The sequence below is a fragment of the Paraburkholderia sp. BL25I1N1 genome (assembly GCF_003002025.1).
In the GTDB taxonomy this organism is placed as follows: domain Bacteria; phylum Pseudomonadota; class Gammaproteobacteria; order Burkholderiales; family Burkholderiaceae; genus Paraburkholderia.
The window spans coordinates 254,218-270,311 of sequence record NZ_PVZB01000005.1 but is presented as its reverse complement, the minus strand read 5'-3'; the positions used below and the strand labels follow the sequence as shown (position 1 = coordinate 270,311).

The window sequence follows — 16,094 nt, the reverse complement described above, 5'->3', positions numbered from 1 at the left end:
GCCGCTTCACAAAAGCGGCCCGTTTTTTCATCGCGCGCGCGGCGCGTCGATATCACCCGCCTCGTCTTTCACCGCGTCGTCGGCATCTCGTGTCACGACGGCGAGACCAGCTTGAAGTCGACCGGCGCGCCGAGTTCGAAATGCTTCGGATTCGCTTCGAGCAAACCGCTCTGCTGGTCGCGCTTGAACACATACACGGTATCGCTGTTCTGATTGCCGACGATCAGCCAGTTGCCGGTCGGGTCGATCGCGAATTCACGCGGCGACTTGCCCATGCTCGATTGATGACCGATCTTCTTCAGGTGCCCGTTGGTGGGATCGACCGAAAAGATCACGATGTCGTTCGCGTCGCCGCGATTGGTGGCATACAGAAACCGCCCGTCCGGCGACAGATGAATCGCCGCCGCGCCCACCGCGCCCTTGAAGCCGGGTTCGGTCAGCGGCAGCGTTTGCACCTGCGTGAGCTTGCCCTCGTTGTAATTGAACGTGCTGACCGTGGCGGCCATTTCGCTCGTCAGATATGCGTGTTTGCCGTCGGCGCCGAATACCAGATGGCGCGGACCCGAGCCGGCTTTTTCCTGGTTGTAGCGCCAGTCGGTCGGGCCGAACAGGCCGCGGCTGCCGTCAGGCGTGTAGCGATACGAGTACAGCTTGTCCGCGCCGAGATCCTGCGCGAACAGATAGTGGCCGTCCGGCGAGAACACCGTGGAGTGAACGTGCGAGTTGTCCTGACGTCCCTTCACCGGACCGCCGCCTTCGTGGTGCACGGTGAGCACCGATGCGCCGACCTGGCCGTCGGCCTGCAACGGGAACACAGCGAAGCTGCCGCCGGGATCCGCAGCCACCGAATAGTTCGCGGTCAGCAAATACTTGCCGTCCGGCGAAAGGCTCAGATAGCACGGATCGTTGCCGTCCGAGGAAACCTTGTTAAGAAAGGTCAGCTGGCCGCTCGCGGCGTCGAAACGAAACGCGCTAATGCCGCCGCGTTGCGTGGCCGGACCGTTGTCGCCGGGCATTTCGTTGACCGCGTAGACGAAGCGGCGGTCGCGGCTCACCACGAGGTAGGACGGATTGACCGTCTGCGCGACCGAGACGCGTGTCGCTTCACCCGTCTTCGTGTCGAAGCGATAGACGTACAGGCCTTCGCTCTTTGGGCCGGTATAGGTGCCGACCAGCATGTCATAGACGCCGTCGGCGGGAGCCGGGCCGGAATCTTGCGCAAACGCATGCGAAGCAACAATCGAGACCATGAGCACGAAACCTTTTATTATCGAGCGGGCGGAGCGCAGTGGAGCATGCGTTACGCGCCGTGAAGTGGGATCAGCAGCAGAAGGCAAGTGGAAATCCGCAACGGCACGCATCGCGGCGGCTCGGTGACGACGAAGCATATGACCTCCTCGGACAGCGGTTATTTGGTTGAATCGGTTGTCATGGTGTCGCTGGTCTGCCGCGCAATCGTCGAGCGTTGTTCTTATCGAAAGAAGTATAAAAGCGTTGTGTCGGATCATGCAGCGAATCCGCCGACCGGCATCCGGTCCGACGGCAATCGGCAGCATGAGTAGCAATTGTCCCGCCTGACGGGGCGTTTTTTTAATCGCGTCTCACACTACGGAGTCTTCATGAACGTCACACTCAGCCTGGGCCCGCTGGTTTCGTTGATCGCCGGTATTCTGATTCTCGTCATGCCGCGCCTGTTGAACTACATCGTCGCGCTCTATCTGATCATCATCGGCATCATTGGGATCTTCGGCGTGGGGTCGTCGCACTTCTGAGCGGCGGCAAGCGCTTACGCAAGGGTTACGCAAGCATGCAACGCGCGACCGGGCGCAGCGCCGGCCCGGCTGCGCCCCGTATCGAGGCAGGACATGAGATGTGCGAAAGCTTCACGCGCCGACTGGCCGTGAAGCTCGGTGCAAGCGATGAACCCGGACGGCATGGCGAAGCACGGTTCGTTCGGCCGATGCATGGTGAGTCTGCGGTCAGTGCGCTGACGTCACCGTCCGGTGTGCATAAAGCGCCGTCAGTCAACCGTTCGAAAGCTGGTCGAGACGCAGGCGTCCCTGCAGCGACAGCGCGCCGACGGCATAATGGCCGTCGCCTGCTTGATAACGGCGGAAGCAGGCCCGTTCGACCAGAAAGGCGGCGGCGGTCATCAAGCCGTTGCGGGTCAGGCCCAGGCGGCCATGATCGAGTGGCAGCATCGAATCGTCGGCAAGTTCGCTGGCGGCCGAGAGAATCGTGATGCAATCAGATTTCGACGGGTTCAGCATAGCTTTAGTCCTCGGAAACGGCGTCTGTATGCGCCATGGGCGGGGCTGGGTCATAATCCGGAAAGCTCCGGGGCGTCGGTATGAAATCTGATTGTAGGCATTGATTTGACAATTACCAACCCGCGTTTTGCTGCGTTGCGTGATGAACCAAAACGCATCCAGCCAGTCGGGTAAAGGCAACGACACTTCAACGACATCTCGCGCGGGCGCGACTCGCCGCGCGCACTACTGACTCGCTCCCATGCCCGCACTTATCGAAGACTATGCGCTCATCGGCGACGGCCATACGGCCGCGCTCGTTTCCCGCGAGGGATCCGTCGACTGGCTCTGCTGGCCGCGCTTCGATTCCGGCGCCTGTTTCGCCGCCCTGCTCGGCACGCCCGAAAACGGCCGCTGGCTGATCTCGCCGGTCTCGGACACGCCGCCGACCATCACACGTCGCTATCGCGGCGAGACGCTGATCCTCGAAACCGACTTCGAGACGCCCGAGGGCGCCGTCACGCTGATCGATTTCATGCCGCCGGGTAACGGCTGGTCGGAAATGGTCCGGCTCGTGGTCGGCAGACGCGGCAGGGTGCCCATGAAAATGGAGCTGGTGCTGCGCTTCGATTACGGCTTCTCGATTCCGTGGGTTGACCGCCTGAAGCACGACAGCGGCATCAAGGCGATCGTCGGACCGGATACCGCCGTGTTGCGCACGCCGGTCGACTTGCGCGGCGAAGACATGAAGACGGTTGCCGAATTCACCGTCAGCGAAGGCGAACGGGTGCCGTTCTCGCTGGCTTATGCGGCCTCGCATCTGCGCATTCCGCCGGCGCGCGATGCGCACACCTCGCTGGCGCGCACCGAGAATCACTGGCTCGAATGGTCGGCGCGCAGCACGGTCGAAGGACGCTGGGCCGAACCGATCCGCCGCTCGCTGATCACGCTGAAGGCGCTCGCTTACGAGCCGACCGGCGGCATCGTCGCCGCGCCCACTACTTCGCTGCCCGAGCAGCTCGGCGGCACGCGCAACTGGGACTACCGCTACTGCTGGCTGCGCGACGCCACCATCACGCTGCTCGCGATGATGCGCGGCGGCTACTACGACGAAGCACGCGCATGGCGCAGCTGGCTCGGCCGCGTGATGGCCGGTGCGCCGGACCAGTTGCAGATCATGTACGGCATCGCCGGCGAGCGGCGCCTGCCCGAATTCGAAATCGACTGGCTGCCGGGCTATCAGGACGCGAAACCGGTGCGGATCGGCAATAACGCGGTCGGCCAGCGCCAGCTCGACGTCTATGGCGAAGTGATGAATGCGCTGCATCTGGCGCGCGTCGGCGGCCTGCAGGCGGACGACACCGCATGGAACGTGCAGCGCGCGCTGCTGAAGCACCTCGACACGATCTGGCAGGAACCCGACGAAGGCATCTGGGAAACGCGCGGCGGCCGGCAGCATTTCACCTTCTCGAAGGTCATGGCGTGGGTCGCCTACGACCGCGCCATCAAGTCGGCGGAAATGTTCAAGCTCGACGGGCCGCTCGACGAATGGCGCGCCACCCGCGCGAAAATTCATGCGGAAGTCTGCGAGAAGGCCTGGAATCCCGCGCTCAACGCGTTCTCGCAGTGCTATGGCACCGACCAGCTCGATGCGAGCGTGCTGCTGATGCCGCTAGTCGCCTTCTTGCCGCCGAACGATCCGCGCGTAAAAGGCACCGTGGCGGCGATCGAACGCGACCTGATGCACGACGGCTTCGTGATGCGCTATCGCACGACCGAATACGACGACGGCCTGCCGCCGGGAGAAGGCACGTTTCTAGCGTGTTCGTTCTGGATGGTGGACAACCTGGCGCTGCAAGGCCGTATCGACGAAGCGATCGCGATGTACGAACGGCTGCTCGCGCTCTGCAACGATGTCGGTTTGCTCGCGGAGGAATACGACCCGGCTGCGAAGCGTCTTGTCGGCAATTTTCCGCAGGCGTTTTCGCACGTGGCGCTGGTCCACACCGGCCTGAACCTGATGAAACATGAACAGGCCATGGCGCAGGCGACCGGGCACCCCTCGCATAACGGCACCGGAGACACGGAACTTGATGCTGCTGCAACCCCGGATAGCGGCGCGGCAACATCGCCAGTAGCATGATTTAATGACAGTTTGCGTGCCGTGTGCGCGCAAAATGCTGCATTGCACAAGTACGCTTTGTTCGATATGATCGACGAGACTGTCGGCCGAAAAACAATGTGCCTACAAACAATTTGGCCCGCTGCAACGCCACAGGCGTGTTTGCGAAGCCCCATGCGAACCGCTTAAAACGGAGCACCCATGCTCTACCAACTGCACGAATTCCAACGGGCGATGTTGAGCCCTCTCACCGCCTGGGCTCAGGCCGCGTCGAAATCCTTTGCGAATCCCGCCAGCCCTTTGGCCTACGTGCCTGGCGCCACGCGCCTCTCAGCCGGTTACGAACTGCTCTACCGGCTTGGTAAAGATTACGAAAAGCCTGAGTTCAATCTTCATCAGATTGTCAAAGACGGCCATAACATCCCGATCATCGAACAGACGATCATCGAGAAGCCGTTTTGCCGCCTGATGCGCTTCAAGCGTTTCGCGGACGACAGCGACGCTGTTACCCAATTGAAAGATGAGCCGGTCGTGCTGGTCTGCGCACCGTTGTCAGGACACCACGCCACGCTGCTGCGCGACACCGTTAAAACGCTGCTGCAGGATCACAAGGTCTACCTGACCGACTGGATCGACGCACGCATGGTGCCGCTCGAAGCCGGCGAGTTTGGTCTGGACGACTACGTCGCCTACATTCAGGAATTCATCCGTCACATCGGCGCGAAGAATCTGCACGTGATCTCGGTGTGTCAGCCGACCGTGCCGGTGCTCGCCGCCATCTCGCTGCTGGCGAGCCGCGGTGAAGACACGCCGCGCACCATGACGATGATGGGCGGCCCGATCGACGCCCGCAAAAGCCCGACCTCGGTCAACTCGCTCGCCACACAGCACTCGTACGAGTGGTTCGAGAACAACGTGATCTTCACGGTGCCGCCGAATTATCCGGGCGTGGGCCGTAAGGTTTACCCGGGCTTTTTGCAGCACACCGGTTTTGTGGCCATGAATCCGGAACGCCACGCGGCATCACACTGGGATTACTACCAGAGCCTGCTGCGCGGCGACGAAGACGACGCGGAAGCGCACCGCCGCTTCTACGACGAGTACAACGCCGTGCTCGACATGGACGCTGACTATTACCTCGACACGATCCGCGTGGTCTTCCAGGAATTCAGCCTTGCCGAAGGCACGTGGGACGTCTCCGGCGAACGGGTGAAACCGCAGGACATCACGAAGACCGCGCTCTTCACGATCGAAGGCGAGCTCGACGATATTTCCGGCGACGGCCAGACCTATGCCGCACACGATCTGTGCACGGGCATTCCGGAAGCGAACAAGCGTCACTTCACCGCGGAAAAGTGCGGGCACTACGGCATTTTCTCAGGGCGCCGCTGGCGCACCATCATCTATCCGCAGTTGCGCGACTTCATCCTCGAGCACAACAAGGCGCCGAAGGTTGCGAAGGAAAAAGTCGAAGCCTGAGCGTCGCACGCATAGTCGATAAACAACGGCCTCTTCGGAGGCCGTTGTCGTTTATGAGGATCCCGAAGCCTCGGGGCGCGGCGCGAGGTTATTTTCGCAACAGATAGGCGAGCAGCAACTCGGTGTTCATCTGAATCACTTCACTGCGCTCGCTCGCGCTGCTGAAATCGCGGCCGAGCGTGGCTTCGAGCGTGAAGCGGTTCGACACGATGTAATAGCCCATGCCGGACAGCGTGACATAGAAGCGCAGCGGATCGACATTGGTGCGAAACAGCCCCGCGCGTTGACCGCGTTCGAGAATGCCGCCGAGCGTGGCGACGATCGGTGAGATCATTTCGCGGATGCGCGTGGACTTCTGCATATAGCGTGCTTCGTGCAGATTCTCGTTATTGATGAGACGCAGCAACTCGGGATGATCGCGGTAGTAATCCCAAACAAAATGCGCGAGACGCGTGATGGCCTCGACCGGGGCAATGCCATTGAGTTCGAGCGTGCGCTCCGCTTCGTTGAGCGCGCTGAACGCGTGCTCGAGTACCGCGGTAAACAGTTGCTCCTTGCTACCGAAGTAGTAATAGAGCATGCGCTCATTCGTTTCCGCGCGGCGAGCGATCTGATCGACGCGCGCGCCGAATAGCCCACCATTTGCAAACTCTTCGGCCGCCGCAAGCAGAATGCGGCGCCGTGTGCCTTCAGGATCTCTTTTGATTTTCGGCTGATTCATGGTGGCATCGTCTTCGTGAGCCGCGTTATCCGGATCGCGCCGCCGGCCTCTCCTCGGGCCCTGCACCGACAGCACTGAACGGGCTGGTTGGGGGAATACCCTTCTGCGGTCTTTCGAAAAAGCGCTTCGATTATGGCACATGGATTGCGGATGGCAATTGGGGAAATCGGCGATAATGTGCTACTTAGTTCAAGCTGTGCGGCCGCAAGCCAAAGCACCAGTCAGAGCCCCACGCCGTGACCGTGACAGATACCAGAACCCTCGCAGACCGCATCGAAGATCTGCTCCCCCAGACGCAATGCACCAAGTGCGGTTACCCCGCATGCCGTCCCTATGCCGAAGCCGTTGCAAGCGGCGAGGCCAATTACAACCAGTGCCCGCCGGGCGGCGCCGAAGGCATCGCGCGGCTTGCCGCGTTGCTCGGCAAGCCGGTGATTCCGCTCAATTCCGCCAATGGCGTCGAAAGGCCGCGCCCGTTGGCGGTTATCGACGAGCAAGTTTGCATCGGTTGCACGTTGTGCATGCAGGCCTGTCCAGTCGATGCAATAGTTGGCGCACCGAAACAGATGCATACGGTGATCGTCGAGCTTTGCACCGGCTGCGATCTGTGCGTGCCGCCCTGCCCCGTCGACTGCATCGCCTTGCCGCCGGTCACGGGTGAAGCGACCGGTTGGAATGCATGGAGCCAGGCGCAGGCCGACGCCGCGCGCGCGCGCCACGACCGGCGCGAAGCGCGTCTCGCACGCGAGCGCGAGGCTGCCGAAGCACGTGCTGCAGCGCGGCGAGCAGGCAGCACTCTCACTGCTCAGGTTACCGAAACAACTGCGGCCAGCGAGGCGACGCCATCGGCTGCGCCCGCCGCGGACGACGCCGATGCAAAGAAACGCGCGATTATCCAGGCCGCGCTCGAACGTGCTCGCAAGAAGAAAGAGGAACTGGCCGCCAAAGGCCAGGGCCCACTCAACACCGAGCGCGTGAGCGCGGACGTGCAGGCGCAGATCGACGCCGCCGAAGCGCGCCGCCGCCGTCTCGGCCTCGCCGCGGACGACACCGGTACGCCGTCCGACAAGCGCTAACCGCACTGTCACGCCCAGCATGAACGCGAACAAACGCCGCGCCATCTACGAGACGCTTCAGAGTCTCAATCCTCATCCGACAACCGAACTCGAGTACACCACTCCGTTCGAACTGCTGATCGCCGTGTTGCTGTCGGCGCAGGCCACCGACGTGTCGGTCAACAAGGCCATGCGCAAGATGTTCCCGGTCGCGAACACGCCGCAGAAAGTTTTCGATCTGGGCGAGGAAGGCGTGACCGCCTACATCAAGACTATCGGCCTCTATCGCACCAAGGCGAAGAACGTCATCGCGACGTGCCGCATTCTGCTCGACCAGTACGGCGGCGAAGTGCCCGAGGATCGCGAAGCGCTGGAAAGTCTGCCGGGCGTCGGCCGGAAAACGGCCAATGTGATTCTGAACACCGCGTTCGGTCATCCGACCATTGCGGTCGACACGCACATCTTTCGGGTTGCGAATCGAACCGGCCTCGCGCCCGGCAAGGACGTTCGCGCGGTCGAAGTGGCGCTGGAGAAATTCACGCCCGCCGAGTTCAAACAGGACGCGCACCACTGGCTGATCCTGCACGGCCGTTATGTGTGCAAGGCGCGCCGGCCTGAATGCTGGCATTGCGTGATCGAGCCGCTGTGCGAGTTCCGGCCGAAAACGCCGCCGCCGGATCTGTAAGCGCAACCGGCGCCTCGCGCAGCGCCGGAGCGCCGCCAGCAGCCCGCGCCGCCCCGGCGTAAAATGACGCCCTGCCTCGTCGGCTCGTCCGCTTCACGAACTGACGCTTCACAGGCTCACGTCCCACGCCCACTCAACGCACGGTCTCACGATGTTCAATCCCAGCCGCGACGAAGTCCGTCTCTTCTTCACCGACACCTGGCGCAAGCAGCGCAAAGGCGAAATTCTGACGCCGCTGGAGGCCATTGCCGCCGACTGGATCGTCGAACACCCCGAATACCACGCCGACCTGACCGACGGCGACGCCGCCCAGGCACAGGACTACTCGCCCGAACGCGGCCAGACCAACCCGTTTCTGCATCTGTCGATGCATCTGGCGATCACCGAACAGCTCTCGATCGACCAGCCGCCCGGTATTCGCGCGGCGCATGAACGGCTCGCCGCACGCCTCGGCTCGACCCACGAAGCGCAGCACGCGATCATGGACTGCCTCGGCGAAACCATCTGGGAAGCGCAGCGCACCGGCACGCCGCCGGACACGGACGCGTATCTGCAACGCATCGAGCGGCGCGCCACGCGCGATTGAGGCCGGCGTCGCGCGTGCAAGGGCGAGCGGGGGCGAGCGGGGGCGAGCGGGCAAAGACCGCGGCTCCAAAAGCACAACACCCCGCCGAAGCGGGGTGTCGTTCAATCCGAAAGCAGCGCGAAGATGATGCGACGCGTTTACTTCTTCTGCACCAGATCGCCGTTCAGCGATTCGACATAAGCCGCGATGTCTTTCATATCGCTTTGCGACAGGCTTTGCACTTGCGCCTGCATGATCGGGTTGTTGCGACCGAAATGCGGGTTGCCGTTGCCCATCTGATACTGACGCAGCGCAAAGTACACATAGTCGGAATGCTGACCTGCGAGCTTCGGATATTCCGGGCTCACCGGCTTGTTCAGGTTGACGCCGTGGCACGCCGCGCAGTTGTGGCTGTCGGACAGCACCTTGCCGTTGCCTGCGTCGGCCGCGTGCGCGAGGTTCGCTGCAACCAGACCGATCACTGCCGCCGACGCGCATGCAGCCTTGAACACCGTGTGGAGTGCCTGTTGGGGCTTATTCATGAATTCTCCTATCCCGCGAATTTATTAGCCGAGTGACTGGATGGACGAGCCGCAGCCGGTCACTTGTCGGGATTGCTCTTCGAAGAGGAATTTTGCGCTGCGTAGTAGGCCGCGATGTCGGCGATGTCCTGATCCGACAGCGACGCGGTAATGGCGCGCATTGTTTCGAAATGGCGGTCGCCCTTCTTGTAGCCATGCAGGGCGTTCTCGAGGTACGCCTGGTTCTGCCCGCCGAGCATTGGCACGCGGTAGACCTCAGGGTAAGCCGTGCGGTATTCAGGGATGCCGTGGCAGCCAATACACATCGCGACCTTGCCTTGGCCCGCCTTCGCGTTGCCGACGACATCCGCTGCCTGCGCACTGGCCGTATAGCCCGCGAGCACCGACAGCGCTGCGATCACGACGTTTTTGCCAACGAATTTATTCATAGCATGTAACCTGGCTTGAGGGGAAACGGGCGACCAGAAGGCAACGGCCCGCGCCGTTATTCTTATAGGGTAGCCACGCAGGCCAAAAAAATCGGGCTAATTGTACCGCGACGCCGCGCCGAACGTCCACCGCGCGGGGCCGCGGCGCGTCCGACCGCCGCAAAGCCACGGCTAGCGCCGCTTTGCTTCGCCGCAGCCAATCCGCGGGGCATGGCGGCCACCGTCGCATCTGGGCTGCTTGCGCCGGTGCGCACCGGTTCGATACCGCGGCCAGCACGGCAACCGACGCCCGCCCAGCCGGCTCTCGCCCGGCTCGCCCGCCCACCGGGCGCGCCGGACGAGCATTCGGCCCGCTCGCGGACGCCGCGTGCGCACTCGCTTCACGCCACGGCACTGCGGATGACACCTTACGCGAGGCGGTTTCAGGCCAACAGGTCTTCTGACTTATACTGGGTTTTTTCCCGAAAAGAGCAGCCCGCCATGCGTTTCGAAGGCTCATCGCAGTACGTCGCCACCGACGACCTCAAGCTCGCGGTCAACGCCGCGATGACGCTTAAGCGCCCCCTGCTGATCAAGGGCGAGCCCGGCACGGGCAAAACCATGCTCGCCGAAGAAGTCGCCGCCGCGCTCGGCATGCCGCTGCTGCAATGGCACATCAAGTCCACCACCAAGGCGCAGCAGGGTCTGTACGAGTACGACGCGGTGTCGCGCCTGCGCGATTCGCAACTCGGCGACGAGCGCGTCAAGGATATCCGCAACTACATCGTCAAGGGCGTGCTGTGGCAGGCGTTCGAGTCGGACGAGCAAACCGTGCTGCTGATCGACGAGATCGACAAAGCCGACATCGAATTTCCGAACGATTTGCTGCGTGAACTCGATCGCATGGAGTTCTACGTGTACGAGACGCACGAGCTGATCCGCGCGAAACAGCGCCCGCTCGTGATCATCACGTCGAACAACGAGAAGGAGCTGCCGGACGCGTTCCTGCGCCGCTGCTTCTTCCACTACATCAAGTTCCCCGATCCGGTCACCATGCAGCAGATCGTCGAGGTGCACTACCCCGGCATCAAGAAGGAACTGCTCGCGGCCGCCATGCAGAGCTTTTTCGAATTGCGCAACGTCGCAGGATTGAAGAAGAAGCCGTCCACCTCGGAACTTCTCGACTGGCTCAAGCTGCTGCTCGCCGAAGACATTCCGCCGGAAGCGCTGCGCTCGTCCGACCAGAAGCAGATCATTCCGCCGCTGCATGGCGCGCTGCTGAAAAACGAGCAGGACGTGAGCCTGTTCGAGCGGCTGATCTTCATGAACCGCAATAACCGTTGATCGAGCGTTCAACGAGCGCCGATGATCGTGACCAGGAGCCGGATGGTCGCGAGGCCGCCACTGAAAAGCGCGCCGCCCCGACCACCCGCCGCCGCAGAGGACCCAGCATGCTGATCGACTTCTTCTACTCGCTGCGCGCCGCCAAACTGCCGGTGTCGGTGAAGGAATACCTGACGCTGCTCGAGGCGCTCAAGGCCAACGTGATCGCGCCGTCGCTCGACGAGTTCTACTATCTCGCGCGCATCACGCTGGTCAAGGACGAGCAGTACTTCGACAAGTTCGACCAGGCGTTCGGCGCGTATTTCAAAGGCGTCGCGCAAGCTTCGGAGCTCGCCTTCGACATCCCGCTCGACTGGCTGAAAAAGAAGCTGCAACGCGACCTGTCGCCGGAAGAAAAAGCGCAGATCGAGGCAATGGGCGGCCTCGACAAGCTCATGGAGCGCCTGAAGGAACTGTTTGACGAGCAGAAGGAGCGTCACGAAGGCGGCAGCAAGTGGATCGGCACGGGCGGCACGTCGCCGTTCGGCAATGGCGGCTACAACCCGGAGGGCGTGCGCATCGGCGGCGACGCGGCGGGCAACCGCACCGCCGTCAAGGTCTGGGAAGCGCGCGCCTATCGCGATTACGACGACCAGGTCGAAATCGGCACGCGCAACATCAAGATCGCGCTGCGGCGCCTGCGCCGTTTCGCTCGCGAAGGCGCCGCCGAAGAACTCGATCTGCCCGACACGATCCGCAGCACGGCCGCGAACGCCGGCTGGCTCGATCTGAAGATGGTGCCCGAGCGGCACAACAAGGTGAAAGTGCTGATGCTGCTCGACGTGGGCGGCTCGATGGACGATCACATCAAGCGCACCGAGGAGCTGTTCTCCGCCGCCAAAGCCGAGTTCAAGCACCTGGAGTTCTATTATTTCCACAACTGCGTGTACGACTTTCTGTGGAAAAACAACCGCCGCCGTCACGCCGAGCGCATGCCGACGTGGGACGTGCTGCACAAATTCACCTCGGACTACAAGCTGATTTTCGTCGGCGACGCGACCATGAGCCCGTACGAAGTCCTGCAGCCGGGCGGCTCGGTGGAGTACAACAACGCCGAAGCCGGCGCGGTGTGGCTGCGCCGGCTCGCCGATCATTTCCCGCATCACGCGTGGCTCAATCCCGAACCGGAAGGCTTGTGGGCGTACCGGCAGTCGGTCAGCGCGATCCGCGAAGTGCTCGGCCATCGCATGTACCCGCTCACGCTCGCCGGCCTCGAGGCCGCCATGCGCATGCTGAGCAAATAGCCGGGTCGCGTTCTACCCTCGCCTTACCATCTTCGATAAGAAAGCATCTGCATGAGTCCGTCTAGCACGCCCCATCTGTCCCCGGCCGCCGCGCCGCCCGGGCGCCTCAATCCTTTCGCCGACACGTCGCTGTCCGCCATCGTGGCCGGTTTTGTCGCGATGATGACCGGCTACACCAGTTCGCTCGTGCTGATGTTCCAGGCCGGCCAGGCCGCGCATCTATCCGACGCGCAGATTTCGTCGTGGATCTGGGCCTTGTCGATCGGCATGGCGGTCTGCACGATCGGGCTGTCGCTGCGCTTTCGCGCGCCGATCGTGATCGCCTGGTCGACGCCCGGCGCGGCGCTGCTGGTGTCGTCGCTGCCGCACGTGCCGTATGCGGAGGCGATCGGCGCGTTTATCGTCTGCGCGCTGCTGCTTACGCTGGTCGGCCTGACCGGCTGGTTCGACACGCTGATGAAGAAGATTCCGGCGGGCATCGCCTCGGCTTTGCTGGCGGGCATCCTGTTCGAGATCGGCATCGAGATTTTCCGCGCCGCGCAATTCCAGACCGCGCTCGTGCTGACGATGTTCTTCACCTATCTGATCGTCAAACGGCTCGCGCCGCGCTACGCGATCGTCACGACGCTGATCGTCGGCACCGTGGCTGCCGGCGGACTTGGGCTGCTCGACTTCAGCCGCTTTCACGTCGCGCTGGCGCATCCGGTGTTCACGATGCCGGCGTTTTCGGTAGCGGCCGGCGTCAGCATCGGAATTCCGCTGTTCGTCGTGGCGATGGCGTCGCAGAACGTGCCGGGCATCGCCGTGTTGCGCGCGGACGGCTACACCACGCCCTCGGCGCCGCTGGTTTCGACCACCGGCATCGCCTCGTTGCTGCTCGCGCCGTTTGGTTCGCACGGCATCAATCTTGCGGCGATCACGGCGGCCATCTGCACCGGCCCCGAAGCGCACGAAAACCGCAACAAGCGCTATATGGCGGCGGTATGGTGCGGCATTTTCTACCTGATCGCCGGGGTTTTCGGCGCGACCATCGCCGCGCTTTTTGCGGCCTTGCCAAAGGCGCTGGTGGTGTCCGTCGCGGCGCTGGCGTTGTTCGGCTCGATCACGAGCGGGCTCGCCAACGCGATGCAAGACCTGAAGCAGCGCGAGGCGGCGCTGGTCACGTTCATGGTGACGGCGTCGGGGCTGACTTTGCTGTCCATCGGTTCGGCGTTCTGGGGCCTGGTGGCGGGTGTGCTGACGCAAGTCGTGTTGAATGCGCGGCGGGCTTGATGCGCCTGCGGCGCGAGGCGGCGGCTTGGTGATCCGGCGGCGGGCGACAGCCGCGCTGCTGCGGAGCGGGTGCTGAACGCCCTGCGCGCTTGATGCGCCCGCTGCGCGAGACAACGGCTCGGCCTCCGGCCGCCTGTTGCCTGCTGCCGGCAAAATCGAGTGGCAATAATCAGTCGGTAAAATCCGCTCGGCAGAATCGGTCAGCGCTGGATCGATGGGCGGAAAATGCCGCGTGAAATCGATGTGAACGGATCGCCATGGGCAAGTGTCAATACTGCATTAGCCGATCCGCCATAGAATAGAAGCATCCGGCAGTGCTTTCCGTCAAAATTTCCCGGCACGATGACGGGCAGCGCTGCAGCGTGACCCGCGGCCGCCGGAACTGGTTTGCGTTTCAGACCGGTGGCAACCTCATTTCTCCTGAACCACGGCGCGCACGCGCCTTGAAGGCTCGAACATGACAACCGCACTCGATCAACTCAAGCAATACACCACCGTCGTGGCCGATACCGGCGACTTCCAGCAGCTTGCCCAATACAAGCCGCAGGACGCGACCACCAATCCGTCGCTGATTCTGAAAGCGGTGCAGAAAGACGACTACAAGCCGCTGCTCGAAAAGACCGTGAAGGCTCACGCGTCGAAACCGGTCGGCGCGATCATCGACCAGTTGCTGATCGCCTTCGGCACCGAAATTCTCAAGATCATTCCGGGCCGCGTATCGACGGAAGTGGACGCGCGCCTCTCGTTCGACACCGAAGCGTCGATCGCCAAGGGCCGCGAACTGATCTCGCTGTACAAGGAGCACGGTATCGGCCGCGAACGCGTGCTGATCAAGCTGGCTTCCACTTGGGAAGGTGTCCGCGCGGCGGAAGTGCTGCAGAAGGAAGGCATTCACTGCAACATGACGCTGCTGTTCTCGCTCGCTCAGGCGGCGGCCTGTGCTGAGGCTGGCGCGCAGTTGATCTCGCCGTTCGTCGGGCGGATTTACGACTGGTACAAGAAGAACGCCGGCAGCGCGTGGGACGAAGCGAAAGACGGCGGCGCCAATGATCCGGGCGTTAAATCGGTGCGCCGCATTTATGCGTACTACAAGAAGTTCGGCTACAAGACCGAGGTGATGGGCGCGAGTTTTCGCACGCCGGGGCAGATTCTCGAGCTGGCGGGGTGCGATCTGCTGACTATCAGTCCGGATTTGTTGCAGAAGCTGCATGAGAGCACGGAAAAGGTGGAGCGGAAGCTGTCGCCGGATAGCGCTAAAGATGCGGATATCGAACGCGTGCCGGTTGATGAAGCGTCGTTCCGGTTTCTCGTCAATGATGAGGCTATGGCGACTGAGAAGCTCGCGGAAGGGATTCGGGCGTTTGCCGCTGATGCGGTTAAGTTGGAGAAGTTGATCGAAGCATTGCGGTAAGGTTCGGTTGCGCTGGTTTTTGTCGGCGCTGCGTGTACGCGGCCCTGGACTTTGCGGTTCAGGGCCGTGTGTCGTTTACTCGCCTGCGGCGTCGGTTTGCTGTTGCATTTGATGCGCGGTGGGGGCGCCGCTGGGGTTACGACATTTAGTCACAATTGGGCGTTCGTCGGCGTCTAGAATCCTCTGCATGGGCGCTTTATGGTGGTCTATTAGCGTCGCCCCTGTGCGGGGCGGCACCTACTTTCTTTGCCGCGGCAAAGAAAGTAGGCAAAGAAAGCCGCTTCACACCGCCAGCTCATAAGCGGGCCCCTCGCGCAGTTGCGGTAGTGGCGCATCTGGAATCTGTGTCCTCGCACACTCCGCGTCAGTGACAAGGCGCTCATTCTTCCGGCGGCGCTGCGCGCGCCGTCGCGGTACTTCATATATCCATTGGCCCTTCCGTTGTTCTTTGTCGGGAGATAGTCGCTTACCCTTGGGAGACGATCATGGTGGTTCAGCCTTACGTATTTTTTAATGGACGGTGCGAGGAAGCGCTCGACTACTACTGCGCGAAGCTCGGCGCTCAGGTGACCCTCAAAATGCGCTACAAGGACGCGCCGCCCGATCCTCAAAACCAGCCGCGCCCAGGTCTCGAAGAAAAGATCATGCACGCCAATGTGCGCATGGGCTCGACGGACTGGATGGCCTCCGACGGTCATTGCGATCCCGCCGCCACCATGAATGGCTTCAGCCTCTCGCTGACCGCCGACGACGCCAAGTCCGCCGAACAGTTCTTCAACGCGCTTGCCGACGGCGGCCAGGTGACATTCCCGTTTCAGCCAACCTTCTGGAGCAAAGGCTTCGGGATGGTGGTCGACCGCTTCGGTCTCATGTGGATGGTGACAGTGCCGGAAGGTTGAACCACGGCGCTGTGCACGACAATGAGCGCGCGCGCTCGCGGTGATTGCCGCGGTTGCCGC

Annotated in this window: 17 protein-coding genes; 12 read left to right on the top strand and 5 right to left on the bottom strand. The window is 62.5% G+C overall.

The genetic code is table 11. The features are described from left to right. Window positions 1–92: 92 nt before the first annotated feature. Entirely contained in the window at window positions 93–1,388 is a 1,296-nt protein-coding gene (locus B0G73_RS09955) for a lactonase family protein (protein WP_106280226.1), read from the bottom strand. Here B0G73_RS09955 and B0G73_RS40455 point away from each other — a divergent pair. Continuing rightward, complete coding sequence (locus B0G73_RS40455) at window positions 1,338–1,562, top strand: hypothetical protein (protein ID WP_181196528.1); 225 nt, start codon at window positions 1,338–1,340, stop codon at window positions 1,560–1,562. The genes B0G73_RS09955 and B0G73_RS40455 overlap by 51 nt on opposite strands. Window positions 1,563–1,619: 57 nt before the next feature. Next, window positions 1,620–1,772, top strand: coding sequence for a DUF3096 domain-containing protein (locus tag B0G73_RS09950; RefSeq protein WP_007175701.1), 153 nt, complete (start codon window positions 1,620–1,622; stop codon window positions 1,770–1,772). Between the two features lie 252 nt (window positions 1,773–2,024). Here the strand turns inward: B0G73_RS09950 and B0G73_RS09945 are convergent, their stop codons facing one another. Next, window positions 2,025–2,270 (bottom strand): hypothetical protein, encoded by a 246-nt coding sequence (locus B0G73_RS09945; protein ID WP_106280225.1) that lies wholly within the window; start codon window positions 2,268–2,270, stop codon window positions 2,025–2,027. 241 nt (window positions 2,271–2,511) lie between these two features. Between B0G73_RS09945 and B0G73_RS09940 the strand changes: the two genes are divergently transcribed. Together B0G73_RS09940 and B0G73_RS09935 are read left to right on the top strand one after the other, a co-directional pair. Next, the gene (locus B0G73_RS09940) at window positions 2,512–4,392 is read left to right on the top strand and encodes a glycoside hydrolase family 15 protein (protein WP_106280223.1); all 1,881 of its coding nucleotides are present in this window, start codon (window positions 2,512–2,514) and stop codon (window positions 4,390–4,392) included. Between the two features lie 180 nt (window positions 4,393–4,572). Further along, window positions 4,573–5,850, top strand: a complete 1,278-nt coding sequence (locus B0G73_RS09935) for a polyhydroxyalkanoate depolymerase (protein WP_106280221.1) — start codon at window positions 4,573–4,575, stop codon at window positions 5,848–5,850. Window positions 5,851–5,938: 88 nt separating this feature from the next. On the opposite strand, the gene B0G73_RS09930 is transcribed toward B0G73_RS09935, so the two are convergent. Then, entirely contained in the window at window positions 5,939–6,571 is a 633-nt protein-coding gene (locus B0G73_RS09930; RefSeq protein WP_012432273.1) for a TetR/AcrR family transcriptional regulator, read from the bottom strand. A 242-nt stretch (window positions 6,572–6,813) separates the two neighbouring features. On the opposite strand from B0G73_RS09930, the gene rsxB reads away from it, so the two are divergent. The 3 genes from rsxB to B0G73_RS09915 all read left to right on the top strand — a co-directional run bounded on the left by rsxB (window position 6,814) and on the right by B0G73_RS09915 (window position 8,897). Beyond that, window positions 6,814–7,647 (top strand): electron transport complex subunit RsxB, encoded by an 834-nt coding sequence (gene rsxB, locus B0G73_RS09925; protein WP_106280451.1) that lies wholly within the window; start codon window positions 6,814–6,816, stop codon window positions 7,645–7,647. A gap of 19 nt (window positions 7,648–7,666) precedes the next feature. Then, window positions 7,667–8,311: an endonuclease III gene (gene nth / locus B0G73_RS09920; protein ID WP_106280219.1), complete on the top strand. Its 645-nt coding sequence runs from the start codon at window positions 7,667–7,669 to the stop codon at window positions 8,309–8,311. A 151-nt stretch (window positions 8,312–8,462) separates the two neighbouring features. After that, on the top strand, window positions 8,463–8,897 hold the full coding sequence (locus B0G73_RS09915; protein ID WP_012432270.1) for a DUF1841 family protein: 435 nt from the start codon (window positions 8,463–8,465) through the stop codon (window positions 8,895–8,897). Between the two features lie 137 nt (window positions 8,898–9,034). On the opposite strand, the gene B0G73_RS09910 is transcribed toward B0G73_RS09915, so the two are convergent. Both B0G73_RS09910 and B0G73_RS09905 read right to left on the bottom strand, forming a co-directional pair. Next, entirely contained in the window at window positions 9,035–9,418 is a 384-nt protein-coding gene (locus B0G73_RS09910) for a c-type cytochrome (RefSeq protein ID WP_106280217.1), read from the bottom strand. A gap of 59 nt (window positions 9,419–9,477) precedes the next feature. Next, window positions 9,478–9,846: a c-type cytochrome gene (locus B0G73_RS09905; RefSeq protein WP_106280215.1), complete on the bottom strand. Its 369-nt coding sequence runs from the start codon at window positions 9,844–9,846 to the stop codon at window positions 9,478–9,480. 480 nt (window positions 9,847–10,326) lie between these two features. Here B0G73_RS09905 and B0G73_RS09900 point away from each other — a divergent pair, with 480 nt between their 5' ends. The 5 genes from B0G73_RS09900 (at window position 10,327) to B0G73_RS09875 (ending at window position 16,034) form a co-directional block, all read left to right on the top strand. Then, on the top strand, window positions 10,327–11,169 hold the full coding sequence (locus tag B0G73_RS09900; RefSeq protein ID WP_012432267.1) for a MoxR family ATPase: 843 nt from the start codon (window positions 10,327–10,329) through the stop codon (window positions 11,167–11,169). A 107-nt stretch (window positions 11,170–11,276) separates the two neighbouring features. Further along, the gene (locus B0G73_RS09895; protein WP_106280213.1) at window positions 11,277–12,452 is read left to right on the top strand and encodes a VWA domain-containing protein; all 1,176 of its coding nucleotides are present in this window, start codon (window positions 11,277–11,279) and stop codon (window positions 12,450–12,452) included. 51 nt (window positions 12,453–12,503) lie between these two features. After that, a complete protein-coding gene (locus tag B0G73_RS09890; RefSeq protein WP_106280212.1) occupies window positions 12,504–13,724 on the top strand; it encodes a benzoate/H(+) symporter BenE family transporter in 1,221 nt (406 codons plus the stop codon). A 457-nt stretch (window positions 13,725–14,181) separates the two neighbouring features. Beyond that, window positions 14,182–15,135 carry a transaldolase gene (gene tal / locus B0G73_RS09885; protein WP_106280210.1) on the top strand — a complete coding sequence of 318 codons (954 nt, stop codon included), beginning with the start codon at window positions 14,182–14,184 and terminating at the stop codon, window positions 15,133–15,135. Window positions 15,136–15,620: 485 nt separating this feature from the next. Then, entirely contained in the window at window positions 15,621–16,034 is a 414-nt protein-coding gene (locus B0G73_RS09875; RefSeq protein ID WP_106280209.1) for a VOC family protein, read from the top strand. Window positions 16,035–16,094 lie beyond the last annotated feature (60 nt).